Here is a 12,827-nt window from a genome sequence, read left to right as displayed (position 1 = left end):
GCCTTTCGGCACGTCTCCTGGGAGGAGCTTACAGCGCCCGGATCACTGGGCCAGAGGCTTCTTGCCGTCGTAGTAGCCGGCTTCGGCCAGAACCGCTTCCATCTTCTCGCCGATCATCTTCGAGCCCTCCTCGATGCTGACTTCACCCAGCATCATCTTGGTGCCCCACTCCTGCACGATCTCGGTGATCGCGGGCCATTCGGCAAAGCGCGGACGGAACTCCGGCACGCCTTCCTTCCACGACTCGACCAGTGCGGGAATGAACTTGTAGGTCTCAGCCAGTGCCGGATCGGCATAGGCCGACTGACGGCCCGGAACGCCGCCCATTTCCAGGTACTGCCCCGACTTGGCCTTCGACGTCACCCACTGGATGAACAGCCAGCCTGCAGCCTGCTCCGCCTCGTCGGCCTGCGACGCCACCGACAGCGAGAACCCGCCAAGCGCCGGCTTCCGGCCCGCAGGACCGGTCGGTTCCGGTGCAATTGCAACGCAATCAGCCACTTTCGAGGTTTCCGGGCTGACGACGGTCGAATAGAACGCCGACCATTCGGTGATCATCGCCACGTCGCCTTGGGCAAAGGCGTTGACCGTCTCGGCATGGTCATAGGCGACGATGCCTTCAGGCATGAACTTCATCAGGTCCTGACGGAACTGCAGGCCCGCCTGGCTTTCCGGCGACATCAGGTTGGACTTGAACTCGGCGTTCAGGAAGCTGCCGCCGAAGGGCCAGAGGAACCGCGCGAAGCTGTCGGCCGACTGAGTTTCGTTGCGCTTCGATTGCAGTGCATAGGCGTACTTGCCGTCCTTGGTCAGCGCCGGGCCATAGGTGTCCATCACCTCTTGCCAGGTTGCCGGAGGGGCGGTGAAGCCTGCAGCTTCCAGGGTGCACTTGTTGTAGAACAGCAGGCCCGAATAGTTGTCGAACGGCAGGCCGTAGTTGACCCCGTTCCACGACCCGAAGGCATCAAGGATCAGCGGGAAGAAATCCCCCATGTCCAGTTCGGGGTCGGCGAGGGCCGCATTGCTGATGAAGGTCTCGGACGGAACGACCCATCCGTTCTCGGCAAAGTTGCCCATCCAGACCAGGTCGATCAGCGCGATATCAAGGTCGCCCCCGGCCACGAAGTCCCGCACCTGTTCACCCAGCGCGTTCTCATAGGGCACTGTCGTGTAGTTGACCTTAATCCCGGTCGCCGCCTCGAATTCCGGCAGCATCTTGATCGCGGCGTTGTAGCCGGGACGGTCCAGGAACAGCACTTCAAGCTCGGTCCCGGCATAGGGCTTGGCTGCCTCTTCCAGCGACCAGGCCTGCGCGGCGCCGGCCAGTCCGGCAAGCGACGCGGACGCCAGCGCAAGGGCGCTGACATGCGACTTGAGTTTCATTGTAACCTCCCTAAGGTTCAGCGTTGCAGAGTTGACTTCCATTTGTAACGCTGCACATATAAATGTATCGAAACCGGAACGAGTCAACCGGAAAAATCGCAGTGCGCGGCTGGATGCAGCGCGAAGGAAGGGGTCGGCATGGCCGAGGTCAGGCTGTCAGACGTGAACAAGTTCTACGGCGGCGCGCAGGCGCTGCATTCGGTTTCTCTGGACATTGCGGACGGCGAATTCGCGGTCTTCGTCGGCCCGTCCGGTTGCGGGAAGTCCACGCTTCTGCGGTCCATCGCGGGGCTGGAGGATATCTCGGGCGGCACGATCCACATCGGCGACCGCGACGTTACCCGCATTGCCCCCTCGGACCGCGACGTGGCGATGGTCTTCCAATCCTATGCGCTGTATCCGCACATGACGGTGCGCGAGAACATGGATTTCGGAATGAAGGTCAACAATTTCGCCGCCGACGACCGCAAAAGGCGGATCGCCGAGGCCGCGCGCATCCTCCAGCTGGAACCCTATCTTGACCGCAAACCCGGTCAGCTTTCGGGCGGCCAGCGCCAGCGCGTCGCCATCGGCCGCGCCATCGTGAAAGAGCCGAAGGTCTTCCTGTTTGACGAACCGCTTTCGAACCTCGACGCAAAGCTGCGCGTGCAGATGCGCGTTGAACTGGAGGCTCTCCACCGCGACCTGAAGGCCACCATGATCTACGTCACCCACGATCAGGTCGAGGCGATGACGATGGCCGACAAGATCGTCGTGCTGAATGCCGGTCGCATCGAGCAGGTCGGTGCGCCGATGGATCTGTACAACAGTCCCGCCACCGAATTCGTCGCGGGCTTCATCGGCGCTCCGGCGATGAACTTCCTGACGGTGGATCTGAGCGACGGGCAGGTGGTGGTCGAGGGCGCAACTCTGGGCGCCGCCCCCACGGGCACCGTCAAGCTTGGCATCCGGCCCGAGCACCTGATCCTGCGACCCGCCGGTCAGGGTCAATTGTCGGCCACCGTCTCTTTGACCGAGACGCTGGGCGGCGACGCCTACCTTTACGTAAGGCTGGACAATGGGCAGACGCTGGTGGTCCGAGCCGATGGCGATACCGCCCTGGACCACGGGGAGAGGATCGGACTCGATCTGCCACCCCACCGCCAGCACCACTTTGCAGCAGACGGCCGGACGCTTGCCTCAGGCGGGGCGGCGGCATGAGCGGCGACCTCATCCGGGACGCTGTCGCGCGGTCAGCGAACGTGGCCGAGGTCCGCATCGGCCGAGGCGTGCTGGCCGAGGCGGGAGCGATCTACGCCCGCCACTTCGCCGGGCCCGTTGTGCTGATGGCCGATGATCGCGGCTGGGGAGCGGCGGGGGCAGCGGTCGAGGCCGCTCTCACGGCAGCGGGCATCGCCTCGCGCCGCCATGTGATCCCCGCCGCGCCACGTCCGAAACCCACGGTGGACCTCGCCGACTCGTTGCGCGCTGTCCTGAGGCCCGCAGAGACGCCCATCGCCATCGGCTCCGGCGTCATGAACGACGTCGTGAAGCACGCGGCCTTTACCGCCGGCATCCCCTACATGTGCGTCGCCACGGCCGCCAGCATGGACGGCTACACCTCGGCGGGTGCCCCCCTGTCCGAGAAGGGCTTCAAGAAGACCATCCCCTGCCGTCCCGCCAAGGTCCTGCTCGCCGACCTCGACGTCATCGCCGCGGCCCCGCCCGAGATGACCGGCTGGGGATACGGCGACCTTGCGGGCAAGGTGCCGGCGGGGGGAGACTGGATCATCGCGGACGCCCTGGGGATCGAAGCCATCGACGATGTGGCCTGGCCAATGGTGCAGGGCGGCCTCGAAGGGTGGCTTTCGCAACCCGACAAGATCGCGGCCGGGGACCGTGAGTCGCTTGAAGGGCTGTTTCTTGGTCTCACACTGGTGGGTCTCGCGATGGAGGCGCATGGTTCCTCGCGCCCGGCCAGTGGTGCGGACCACCAGATCGCGCATTTGTGGGAGATGGACGACCTCCACCACGGCGGCGAGCGGGTCAGCCACGGCGCCTGCGTCGCGGTGGGCACGATGGCGGCGCTGCGGATGTACGACTGGCTTCTCGCCACCGACCTGACAGCCCTTGATCCGGTGCGCCGCGCGGCCGAGGCGCCCAGCCTTGCCGACAAGGAGGCCGAAATCCGAGGCCGCTTCGGCGCAGGTGAGATTGCCGAACGCGCCATCGCTGAAACCCGTGCCAAGCATGTCGAGGGACCAGCTCTTCTGGCCCGGCTGACGCACCTTCGCGCCAGCTGGCCCGACCTCTCGGCCCGGCTGCGCGCGCGGCTCTGGACCGCGGATCGGATGTCCCGGCACCTTGCGCGAGCCGGAGCCCCGGTCGAGGCCGAAGACATCGGCGTCGACCCGGCCTACCTTTATCGTACCATCCTGAAAGCCCGCTTCCTGCGCAGCCGCTACACCGTGCTCGACCTCCTCGACGAAATCGGCCTCCTTGATCAGGCTGCCGTCGCCACTCTGCCACGGGCCGCGCAGTCAAAGGTGGGCACATGACGCTGTCCGACCTTGCCACCCGCGCCGCTGCGGAAATCCGTGACGCCGTGGCTGCGGTCGACCCCCAGGCACTGAACGGCATAATCATCGAGTTGGCGCAGGCAAAGCGGATCGCCTGCTACGGGGTTGGGCGCGAGGGGCTGATGATGCGGGCGCTCGCCATGCGGCTTTACCACATGGGCCTTGACGCGCATGTGGTGGGCGACATGTCCTGCCCGCCCGTCGGACCCGGCGATCTCTTGCTGGTCAGTGCGGGGCCGGGAGGCTTTTCCACCGTGGACGGGCTCATCGGCGTCGCCCGCGCAGCCGGGGCCCGCATCGCCTGCCTCACCGCACAGCCCACCGGCAGCGCCCCACGATCTGCCGACCGTGTGTTACTGATCCCGGCCCAGACGATGGCGAACGACCGGGGGGCTGCGGCCACCTCGGTCCTGCCGATGGGCTCCCTCTTTGAAGGCGCGCAGTTTCTTCTGTTCGAGTTGCTGGTCTTGGCCTTGCGTGACCACCTAGCCGTGGACCCGCAGGCGATGCGCGCCCGCCATACCAACCTGGAGTGAGAAATGTCCTGGCAAGACCGCTTTTCGCTCCAGGGCCGCAAGGCGCTGATCACCGGGGCCTCGAAGGGGATCGGCGCCGAGATAGCGCGCGTCTTCGCCGAAGCAGGGGCCGACATCGTCGCCCTTGGCCGTGACGAAGCGGACCTTGCCGCCACCGCCGCCGCCGTTCGGTCGCAAGGTCGCCGCTGCCTGACTCTCGTGGCCGAGATGGCCAGCCCGACCGAACCCGTCCTGGCCTGCGAACGCGCCCTTTCCGAATGGGGCACCATCGACATCCTCGTGAACTCGGCCGGGATCGCCAATGTCGCCCCGGCGGTCGATTTCTCGACCGAGGATTGGGACCGGATGATGGCCGTGAACCTCCGCGCGCCATTCCTGACCGCGCGCACCCTGGCACCGGCGATGATCGCGCAACGCTGGGGCAAGGTCATCAACATTTCCAGCCAGACCGGAGTCATCGCGCTGGACGACCACGCCGCCTATGCCTCATCCAAGGGCGGGCTCAACGCGCTGACGAAGTCCCTCTGCGCCGAATGGGCTCGGCACAATGTGCAGGTCAACGCCATCTGCCCGACAGTTGTGATGACCCCGATGGGCATCGAAGTCTGGGGCAAGCCCGAAAAGGGCGACCCATTCCGCAACGCCACCCCCGCCCGTCGCTTCGCCGAGCCGGTGGAAATTGCGGACGCCGCGCTGTATCTCGCCTCGAACGCCTCCAGCATGGTCAACGGCGCGCTTCTCATGGTCGAAGGCGGGTTCACCAGTGTCTGACGTCTCCCTTGATGCCGGTACGGGCGACATGGTCTCGGACGCGCCCTCGGCCTTCGCGCGCTATGAGGCGGTCCGTCCCCGCCTGCCCTTGGCCCATTATCCGGCCAAGTCGCTGGTCCTGCCCTCGCTGGACGAGGTGGCGGACCATGTCGACGGCTTCCTTCTTGATGCTTTCGGTGTCCTGAACGTGGGCGACACCGCGATCCCGGGCGCCGTGGCCCGGTTGCGGTCCCTGCGGGCGCGGGGCAAGCGCCTTGCGGTCCTGACCAATGCCGCCAGCTACACACGCGAACAGCTTCTGGCCAAGTATCACCGCCTCGGCTTCGACTTTACCGCCGACGAGGTCGTGGCCTCACGCGATGTCGCCGTGGCGCGGCTGGAGAAGATCGCCCCCGGCGCGACCTGGGCCGCCATATCGGCCGCGGGCGACACCTTCGCTGACATCCCGGCGCGGCTGGTGGACGCCGTCGCCGACCCCTCCGCGCTGCGGGATACGGACGGCGTCCTGTTCTTGTCCACCGCGCGCTGGACCCCTGCCCTGCAACAGGCGCTGGTCACCGCCCTTCAGCAGCGCCCCCGCCCTCTGGTCATCGCCAACCCCGACATCGTCGCACCCCGCGAAGGCGGCCTGACGCTGGAGCCGGGCCTTTTCGGCCACGACCTCCTCGACAAGGTCCCGGTCCAGACCCACTGGTTCGGAAAACCCTTCCCCGAGGCCTTCGCGGAAGGCATCGCACGGACCGGCCTGGCCGCTGGCCGGCTGGCAATGGTCGGCGACACACTGCACACCGACGTGCTGGGCGGCGCGGCGGCGGGATGTCGCAGCGTCCTCGTCACCGAACACGGCCTTTTCGCCGGCCTGGACGTCCGCCCCTTCGTCGCAGCATCGGGACTGATCCCCGACTTCATCATTGGCAGTATCTAGGACCCGAAGGTCAGACGATCCCGCCAGCGAACATCGGCCCACCCCGCCAGCGCGGAAAGCCCAAGCCGTGGATGGCCACCAGATCGATGTCCGACGCCTTCGCCGCGACCCCTTCGGCCAGAAGGGCACGCCCCTCCTCTGCCATCGCGTCCACCAGACTCTGGGCGATACCTGCCGGTCCCGTGACCGCCCGGTCCAAAGCCCCGCTCCCCAGAGCCGGATCCGGCTTTGCCTCGAACGGCTCCCACCGAAAGCCGTAGTCGCGCAACGCCGCGGCGATGTCGGCGACAGGCACACCCTCTGCCACAAGCGCGTCTGCGGCCGCCCGGCAACGTTCCCGAAGGCGCGTTGCGATGAAGCCGCCAGGACCAGACAGGACAGGGATGCTGCCAAGGCGCTTCGCCAACGCGAAACCTGTGGACAGTGTTTCGGGAGAGCTCTCTGCAAACGAGGCCACTTCCAGCAATCCCGCGCCACCATGATGCCCAAGGAACCACAGTCCGACACAACGCTCCGGGCCGATCAGGTCCGGGGACAGCACACCCGGCAAGCTGGAGGCAGTGGCAAGTACCGCATCCGGCCGACAAATCTGCCCCAGCGTGGAAAGGGCGACCGCCACCTCGCCCGGGTCGCCCTCCCCGTCCACGATGATGAGGTCAGCCGTGATCAGTCCGGGCTCCTGCGCCACCGTTCGAAGTGAAACATCGCCACCGCCAAAGGCGTGAACAGCCACGCCCGCGGCGCGCAGGATTGCCGCCGTCTCCACCGCCGTCCTGCCATCCCCGATCACCGCACCTGAACGGATCGGCCGCGGCTGGACACCGGACAGAACCGCAGGGCGTGGTGCCGCGCGCTCGGCAAAGAAGATGTGGCGCAAGGCGGCGGCCTGGGGCGACCCGCGCAGGCGCAGGAACGTTGCCCGTTCCTCGGCCAGCGCCTCCACAAATGGCTTCTCGGCCGCGCGCCGCAGGCAGTCCAGCGCAGCAAGCGGGGCGATTTCCCCCGGCCGTTCCCGGGCGATGGCCTCGCGCTGTGCCTCCCACCAGACGGGGTCCGGCGATGCCACAGGGCGGGCGGACACTGGCGGTGGAAGTGGACGCGACAGTGCCATGCGCGCAAAAGCCACGGCCTCCGCCTTCAGGTCACCCGAGACGACAGCATCGACAAGCCCCGTCTCCAGCGCCCGCGGGGCCGCGACCGGGCGGCCGGAGGTCACCAGTTCCACCGCCACCGCGACCCCGGCCAGACGTGGCGTGCGGACCGTGCCCGATGCGCCGGGGACGATCCCCAGATTGACCTCGGGCAGCCCGATTAAGGCGCTGTCCAGCGCCACCCGGAACCGGCAGCCCATCGCCACCTCGAACCCGCCGCCAAGGGCAGAGCCGTGGATCGCCGCCACCCAGGGCTTGACCGCCCCTTCCAGCCTGTCCACCAGATCGGGCAGATGCGGCGGGACGGGCGGCTTTCCGAACTCGGTCACGTCGGCTCCGGCGATGAAGGTACGCCCCGCGCAGATCAGCACCACCGCCCGCACCGAGGGGTCCGCGTCTAGGGCCGACACTGTCTCCCAAAGACCCTGGCGCAGGGCTTGGCTCAGGGCGTTCACCGGCGGGTTGTCCACCGTCACGACGGCAATCCCATCGGCATGCTCGACGCTGACGATACTCATCTCACCCCCTTCGGCCGGCCTCCGCCCCTTCTGATCCCGCAGATGCCGGGTCGCGTCCAGCCCATTCGGCACCTCGCTGGCGCAAAAGCCGGGCGGCAGCGGACTAGGCTTGGTTCAACCGAAGGTGACTTCAACGCAGCACGCCACGGCCTCAATTCTGCGACAGATGGACGGGACAGGGCCTTGCCTTGTATCCTGTCGGCTTAAGTCTCGTGCAGGGCCTTGGTCCGAAATGCATCATTGACGATGTCCGGACCCTGCAGGGGGAGGCGGACAATCAGGAAAGGTCTCGGATGAAGCTCGGCGTCCAGCTTGTCGTCGTCGCACTGCTTGGTGCCGTGGCTGTGCCGGTCTCGGCCCGCTTCGTCCCCGGGACCCATCCCTGGCTTGACCGGATCGGCCTTCTTGGCCCCCTGACGACGGCGGGGGTCGTGCCGTCCGAAGATGCGGACGCCGCGCAATCGGGCCAGACCCCGCGGGGCGGTGGCGAGGTCCCGGTCATGGCGATCCCGGTCGAAATGCGCGCCCAGCAGGATATCCTTTCGGTCATCGGTTCCGGCCTTGGCGCGCAAGCGGCCGATCTGTCCTTTGGGGTGACCGGGCGCATCATCGAAATTCCGGTGGCACCCGGCGACCAGGTGGCCGCCGGCTCGGTGATCGCACGGCTTGATCCCGCTGGCGCGCAGCTTTCTGTCGACCGCGCCCGCCTGGTGCTGGAGGATGCGCAACGCACCGTCGACCGGCTGGATCAGCTGGCCCAGACCGGCACAGCCACCTCGCTCCAGCGCCAGGAGGCCGAACTTGCCCTGCGCACGGCAGAACTGGAACTTCAGCTTGCCGAGCGCACGCTTGCCGACCACCAGCTTGTCGCGCCGATCGCGGGCTTTGTCGGTCTGATCGAACCGCAGCCCGGCGACCTTGTCACCACCGCCACCGTCGTCACCCGGATCGAAGACCGCTCCACCCTCACCCTCGACTTCCGCGTGCCCGAACGGCTTGCCCCGCTGATCCAGCCCGGAGACACGGTCACCGCCAGCGCGGTCTCCCTGCCCGAAAGCCAGGTGCAGGGCCGGGTCACCGCCGTGGACAACCGAGTGGACGAGGCCAGCCGCACGCTCCGCGTCAAGGCCAGCATTGCCAATACCGACGACCGCTTGCGCGCCGGCATGGCCTTCCGCATCGATCTTGGCTTCACGGGGGCCGAGTATCCCGCCGTCGATCCCCTGTCGATCCAGTGGGGGTCGGACGGTGCCTATGTCTGGGTCGTGCGCGAAACCAAGGCGACGCGTCTGCCCGTCGCCATCGTGCAGCGGAATGCCGACTTCGTCCTGGTGGACGGCGATTTCGCCCCGGATGACCTCGTCGTGACCGAGGGCGTCAATCTGTTGCGCCCTGGATCGGCCGTCATCGTCACCCCGCCGCGGAGCTAGGCGATGTCAGCGCCCTCCCCGAACCAGTCCCACCGCGTCGCGCTTTTTGTCCGCCGCCCCGTTCTGGCCTTCGTCCTGAACGCACTTATCGTCATCGCGGGCCTCGCCGCACTTCTTGGCGTCGATGTGCGAGAGCTTCCCGCCGTGGAACGCCCCGTCGTGTCGATCTCGACCAGCTATTCAGGCGCCTCCCCTGAAACCATCGACCGCGAGGTCACGGCGGTGATCGAAGGGGCTGCCAGCCGGATTCCGGGGGTCGAGACGATCTCGTCCTCCTCGCGCTTCGGCTCCAGCCGGGTGACGGTCGAATTCCAGGACGGCGTCGATCTCGACATCGCTGCCACCGATTTGCGCGACGCCGTGGCGCGGCTGGCGGGGTCCCTGCCGGACGAGGCGGACGCCCCCCGCGTGGTGAAGTCCGACGCCGATTCCGACGCGATCCTGCGCATCGCCGTGACCTCGCCGAAACTGACCGCCGACGAATTGACCGCCCTCGTCCGCGACCTGGCCGAAGCGCGCCTTCTGGCCGCTCCCGGCGTGGCCGATCTGCAGATCTTCGGTGACCGCGAGCTTGCGTTCCGCGTCGATATCGACCTGATGCAGTTGGCCGCACGCGGGCTGACCGTCGCCGACCTGCGCGCCGTTCTGGCCAATGTCGCGCAAGAGTCTCCCGCAGGCGCGCTCTCTTCCGACCGCCAGACCCTTCAGGTCCGCACAACGGCCGCCATCGCCACCGCCGAAGAGATCGAGGCGCTGACCATCGCCGACGACGTCCGGCTGGGCGACGTCGCGCAGGTGACGCTTGGCCCCGAACCCGGCGCCTCGGTCCTGCGTGCGAATGGAGAAACGGGGATCGGTCTTGGCATCATCCGGCAGGCCAACGGCAACTCGCTGGCCATCTCGGCGGCGGTGCGCGCGGTTGTGGCCGACCTCCAGCCGCTTCTGCCGCCGGACGTGCAGATTTACGTCACCTCGGACAGCGCCGATTTCATCGATGGCGCGATCCATGAGGTCGAACTGGCGCTGGTCCTGTCGGTCCTGATCGTGACCGGGGTGATCTACCTCTTCCTGCGCGACGCCCGTGCCACCCTGATCCCGGTCGTCGCGATCCCCGTCGCGATGATTGGCACGCTGGCGGCGATCTGGCTGGTCGGATTCTCCATCAACATCATGACCCTCCTTGCCCTGGTCCTTGCGACCGGCATCGTGGTCGACGACGCCATCGTCGTTCTGGAAAACATCGTCCGCCGCCGATCCGAAGGCATGGGCGCCCGCGCGGCCGCCGTCTTGGGGACCGAACAGGTGTTCTTCGCCGTCCTCGCCACCACCGTGACCCTGGCAGCAGTCTTCGTGCCGCTCTCTTTCCTGCCCGGCCAGACCGGCGGGCTTTTTCGCGAGTTCGGCTTCACCCTTGCCATCGCGGTCCTCCTCTCCTCGGTTACTGCGCTGACGCTTTGTCCGGTGCTGGCCGCACGGCTCTTGCGGCCTCATTCCCAAAAGCGCGGCTGGCTGGACCGGGTCGGCGATGCGTTGTCGCGCCTTTATGCCTGGACCCTGCGCCGCTGCCTGAATGCCCCGCTCGTGGCCGTCGCGGTCGCAGTTCTCTTCGCCACTCTGGCCTTCGCCACCTTCACCACGCTCCGCCAGGAGCTTACCCCGGCCGAGGACCGCTCCGTAATCCTGCTATCGGTCTCGGCCCCCCAAGGCGTGGCACTGGACTATACCGACGGCAAGATGCGCGAGATCGAGGCTCTGGTCGAACCCCTGCGCGCCTCGGGCGAGGTTACCAGCGTTTTTTCCATCTCGGGCACCGGAGGCGGCAGCCGCGGCTTCATGGTGGTGACGCTGGCCGACTGGGCTGACCGAACCCGCAGTCAGCAAGAGATCAGCGACGAGCTGACCGCAGGCCTGCGCAGCATCGTCGGCGTCCGCGCGTTCGCGATCCAGCCAAACTCGCTCGGCATCCGCGGCGCGGGACAGGGCCTGTCCTTCGCTCTGTTGGGCGATGACTACGCCGACCTGGCCGAGGTGGCGCGGGTCCTGGTCGAGAAGATGGAAGAAGACCCGCGCTTCGGTCAGGTGCGCCTTGGCTACGACACCACCCAGCCGCAGCTTTTCGTGGAGATCGACCGCGCCCGGGCCGAAGACCTGGGCGTCCGCATCGACGGCCTCGGCGAGGCGCTGCAGGCGGTGCTTGATGGACGCACCGTGGGCACGATCTTCCTGCAGGACGAAAGCTACGACATCCGCCTGGTGTCCACCGAAACCCCGGTCGACGATCCCGGCGACCTCGAGCGGACCTTCGTGCCCTCGGACAGCGGCCAACTGGTGGCGCTTTCCTCTTTTGCGACGCTGACCGAACGCCCGGTCGCCCCGGAACTCGGACGCGAATCACAAAGCCGGTCGGTGCCGATCAGCGCCTCGCTGACCCCCGACTTCCCCCTTGGCGCAGCACTGGCCGAGGTTCAGGCCATGTCCGACGACCTTCTGGCCGAAAACATGCGGCTCGTCCCGATGGCTGAAGCCGCCACCCTGGGCGAAACCTCCTCCGGCCTTCTGGTGACCTTCGCCATCGCGCTTGCCGTGGTCTTCCTCGTGCTGGCCGCCCAGTTCGAAAGCTTTGTCTCGGCCGTGATTGTCATGGCCACGGTGCCGCTTGGCATTGGCTGCGCCGTCTTCGCGCTCCTCCTGACCGGGGGCAGCATCAACGTCTACTCCCAGATCGGTCTCGTCCTGCTGGTGGGCATCATGGCCAAGAACGGCATCCTGATCGTGGAATTCGCCGATCAGCTCCGCGAACAAGGCCGCACGGTCCGCCAGGCAATCGAGGAAGCCTCGGTCGTCCGTCTCCGCCCGGTCATGATGACGATGATCGCCACCGTCCTTGGTGGGGTCCCCCTGGTCCTCGCCCAGGGCGCCGGGGCCGAGGCGCGGGAAGTCCTGGGATGGGTCATCGTCGGCGGGCTGGGCCTTGCGACACTCGCCACGCTTTACGTGACACCCGTGGCCTATCTTCTGCTGGCAGGCCTCTCCAAGCCCCGCTCGGCCGAAACCCTCCGCCTGCAGACCGAGCTTGATAACGCAGCCAGCTTGTCGGCCACTCGGCTCTGACGGCTGTCAGATGCCTGCCGCGGCAGGTTGGCCAGCGGGCATAACCCGGATCTTCAGGCGCAGGCGGGACGGACGGACGGTGACCGGCTCGGGTGCGACCGCCTCCTGGGGCACGGGCGCTGCCTGGTGAACCGGACGCGCCAGCACCAGAGCCTGACCATCTTCCGCGATCTCGCCGGTCGCCGGGTCGATGCCCACGTCGATCAGAAGGTGCGGGGAAAGCTCGCTCAGGCGCTTCACCGCGGCCTGCAGTTCGACCTGCGGGTCCGCAGGTGCGCGCTGCCACCGTAGCAACCGTGCCGCCAGCCGGGTCAGCGAGAAGGCCTCCATCTCGGCGCGACGTCCGCGCTCGACCGAGCTTTCCTCTTCGTGGAACTCGGTCATTTCCAGCCGGTGCGTGAAGATCTGCGCGATGGCACTGTGGGTCATGGTCATGGTCGTCTC

Annotated in this window: 10 protein-coding genes; 7 read left to right on the top strand and 3 right to left on the bottom strand. The window is 67.2% G+C overall.

The window, feature by feature from the left end:
• Positions 1 to 42 precede the first annotated feature (42 nt).
• Positions 43 to 1,383: a sugar ABC transporter substrate-binding protein gene (locus Q0C42_RS07910; protein WP_295074262.1), complete on the bottom strand. Its 1,341-nt coding sequence runs from the start codon at positions 1,381 to 1,383 to the stop codon at positions 43 to 45.
• Positions 1,384 to 1,521: 138 nt separating this feature from the next.
• Between Q0C42_RS07910 and Q0C42_RS07905 the strand changes: the two genes are divergently transcribed.
• The 5 genes from Q0C42_RS07905 to Q0C42_RS07885 are packed head-to-tail and all read left to right on the top strand — an operon-like array spanning position 1,522 to position 6,173.
• Positions 1,522 to 2,583, top strand: a complete 1,062-nt coding sequence (locus tag Q0C42_RS07905) for an ABC transporter ATP-binding protein (protein ID WP_295074261.1) — start codon at positions 1,522 to 1,524, stop codon at positions 2,581 to 2,583.
• Positions 2,580 to 3,920 (top strand): sn-glycerol-1-phosphate dehydrogenase, encoded by a 1,341-nt coding sequence (locus Q0C42_RS07900; protein ID WP_295074260.1) that lies wholly within the window; start codon positions 2,580 to 2,582, stop codon positions 3,918 to 3,920. The genes Q0C42_RS07905 and Q0C42_RS07900 overlap by 4 nt, the downstream gene beginning before the upstream one ends.
• Entirely contained in the window at positions 3,917 to 4,477 is a 561-nt protein-coding gene (locus Q0C42_RS07895; RefSeq protein WP_295074259.1) for an SIS domain-containing protein, read from the top strand. The genes Q0C42_RS07900 and Q0C42_RS07895 overlap by 4 nt, the downstream gene beginning before the upstream one ends.
• A gap of 3 nt (positions 4,478 to 4,480) precedes the next feature.
• Positions 4,481 to 5,248, top strand: coding sequence for an SDR family NAD(P)-dependent oxidoreductase (locus tag Q0C42_RS07890; RefSeq protein WP_295074258.1), 768 nt, complete (start codon positions 4,481 to 4,483; stop codon positions 5,246 to 5,248).
• The gene (locus tag Q0C42_RS07885) at positions 5,241 to 6,173 is read left to right on the top strand and encodes an HAD-IIA family hydrolase (RefSeq protein ID WP_295074257.1); all 933 of its coding nucleotides are present in this window, start codon (positions 5,241 to 5,243) and stop codon (positions 6,171 to 6,173) included. Before Q0C42_RS07890 ends, Q0C42_RS07885 begins: the two co-directional genes overlap by 8 nt.
• A 10-nt stretch (positions 6,174 to 6,183) precedes the next feature.
• On the opposite strand, the gene Q0C42_RS07880 is transcribed toward Q0C42_RS07885, so the two are convergent.
• A complete protein-coding gene (locus Q0C42_RS07880) occupies positions 6,184 to 7,842 on the bottom strand; it encodes an enoyl-CoA hydratase-related protein (RefSeq protein ID WP_295074256.1) in 1,659 nt (552 codons plus the stop codon).
• Between the two features lie 293 nt (positions 7,843 to 8,135).
• Here Q0C42_RS07880 and Q0C42_RS07875 point away from each other — a divergent pair, with 293 nt between their 5' ends.
• Together Q0C42_RS07875 and Q0C42_RS07870 are read left to right on the top strand one after the other, a co-directional pair.
• Entirely contained in the window at positions 8,136 to 9,272 is a 1,137-nt protein-coding gene (locus Q0C42_RS07875) for an efflux RND transporter periplasmic adaptor subunit (protein WP_295074255.1), read from the top strand.
• A gap of 3 nt (positions 9,273 to 9,275) precedes the next feature.
• Positions 9,276 to 12,383 carry an efflux RND transporter permease subunit gene (locus tag Q0C42_RS07870; protein ID WP_295074254.1) on the top strand — a complete coding sequence of 1,036 codons (3,108 nt, stop codon included), beginning with the start codon at positions 9,276 to 9,278 and terminating at the stop codon, positions 12,381 to 12,383.
• 6 nt (positions 12,384 to 12,389) lie between these two features.
• Here Q0C42_RS07870 and Q0C42_RS07865 read toward each other — a convergent pair whose 3' ends face one another.
• The gene (locus Q0C42_RS07865; protein ID WP_295074253.1) at positions 12,390 to 12,818 is read right to left on the bottom strand and encodes a hypothetical protein; all 429 of its coding nucleotides are present in this window, start codon (positions 12,816 to 12,818) and stop codon (positions 12,390 to 12,392) included.
• Positions 12,819 to 12,827: the final 9 nt, after the last annotated feature.

The sequence above is a fragment of the Tabrizicola sp. genome, from assembly GCF_022842145.1.
In the GTDB taxonomy this organism is placed as follows: Bacteria; Pseudomonadota; Alphaproteobacteria; order Rhodobacterales; family Rhodobacteraceae; genus Tabrizicola.
This window is presented reverse-complemented; position numbering and strand designations above follow the sequence as displayed.

Coding starts and splice junctions, on each gene's coding strand:
- Q0C42_RS07910 (WP_295074262.1), bottom strand. CDS start 1,383: ATGAAACTCAAGTCGCATGTCAGCGCCCTTGCGCTGGCGTCCGCGTCG.
- Q0C42_RS07870 (WP_295074254.1), top strand. CDS start 9,276: ATGTCAGCGCCCTCCCCGAACCAGTCCCACCGCGTCGCGCTTTTTGTC.
- Q0C42_RS07865 (WP_295074253.1), bottom strand. CDS start 12,818: ATGACCATGACCCACAGTGCCATCGCGCAGATCTTCACGCACCGGCTG.
- Q0C42_RS07880 (WP_295074256.1), bottom strand. CDS start 7,842: ATGAGTATCGTCAGCGTCGAGCATGCCGATGGGATTGCCGTCGTGACG.
- Q0C42_RS07895 (WP_295074259.1), top strand. CDS start 3,917: ATGACGCTGTCCGACCTTGCCACCCGCGCCGCTGCGGAAATCCGTGAC.
- Q0C42_RS07875 (WP_295074255.1), top strand. CDS start 8,136: ATGAAGCTCGGCGTCCAGCTTGTCGTCGTCGCACTGCTTGGTGCCGTG.
- Q0C42_RS07905 (WP_295074261.1), top strand. CDS start 1,522: ATGGCCGAGGTCAGGCTGTCAGACGTGAACAAGTTCTACGGCGGCGCG.
- Q0C42_RS07890 (WP_295074258.1), top strand. CDS start 4,481: ATGTCCTGGCAAGACCGCTTTTCGCTCCAGGGCCGCAAGGCGCTGATC.
- Q0C42_RS07900 (WP_295074260.1), top strand. CDS start 2,580: ATGAGCGGCGACCTCATCCGGGACGCTGTCGCGCGGTCAGCGAACGTG.